The organism is Methanobrevibacter curvatus (genome assembly GCF_001639295.1).
Classification (GTDB): domain Archaea; phylum Methanobacteriota; class Methanobacteria; order Methanobacteriales; family Methanobacteriaceae; genus Methanoflexus; species Methanoflexus curvatus.
The window spans coordinates 1-1,005 of sequence record NZ_LWMV01000108.1; the positions used below are offsets into that span (position 1 = coordinate 1).

Sequence of the window (1,005 nt, forward strand, 5' to 3'; positions counted from 1 at the left end):
TATTAATGTGACTAATTATGGTCCTGATGGTGCTACTGGTTTAATTATTACTGATAGATTAGATAGTAGATTAATATACATTAATAGTACATCTCCAAGGTCTACTTATTATGTTCCTGGTACTGGTGTTTGGAATATTGGTGCTTTGGCTAATGGTGAGAGTATTGTTTTGGATATTCTTGTTCGTTTGAATGGTACTGGTAATATTGTGAATGTTGCAAATCTTAGTAGTGTTGATCAGAATAATACTGGTAATAACAGTAGCGTTCCTGGTAATAATACTAATATTACTGTGGTTACTGCTGTGAATATTAGCATTGTTAAAAAGTCTAATGTTTCTGGTAATGTTGTTAATGGTGCTTATATATTGTATACTATTAATGTGACTAATTTTGGTCCTGATGGTGCTACTGGCTTAGTTATTACTGATAGATTAGATAGTAGGTTGATTTATATTAATAGTAGTTCTCCAAGGTCTACTTATTATGTTCCTGGTACTGGTGTTTGGAATATTGGTGCTTTAGCTAATGGTGAGAGTATTGTTTTAGATATTCTTGTTCGTTTGAATGGTACTGGTAATATTGTGAATGTTGCAAATGTTACTAATGTTGATCAGAATAATACTGGAAATAATAGTAGTACTCCTGGTAATAATACTAATATTACTGTGGTTACTGCTGTGAATATTAGCATTGTTAAAAAGTCTAATGTTTCTGGCAATGTTGTTAATGGTGCTTATATATTGTATACTATTAATGTGACTAATTATGGTCCTGATAGTGCTACTGGTTTAATTATTACTGATAGATTAGATAGTAGATTAATATACATTAATAGTACATCTCCAAGGTCTACTTATTATGTTCCTGGTACTGGTGTTTGGAATATTGGTGCTTTAGCTAATGGTGAGAGTATTGTTTTAGATATTCTTGTAAAACTTAATGGTACTGGTAATATTGTGAATGTTGCTAATGTTAGTAGTGTTGATCAGAATAATACTGGTAA

At 31.0% G+C, this 1,005-nt stretch carries 1 protein-coding gene; it reads left to right on the plus strand.

Annotated features, from left to right (window positions below; all coding sequences use genetic code 11):
- On the plus strand, nucleotides 1–1,005 hold a 1,005-nt coding region (locus MBCUR_RS02905; protein WP_157077602.1), incomplete at both ends, for a DUF11 domain-containing protein.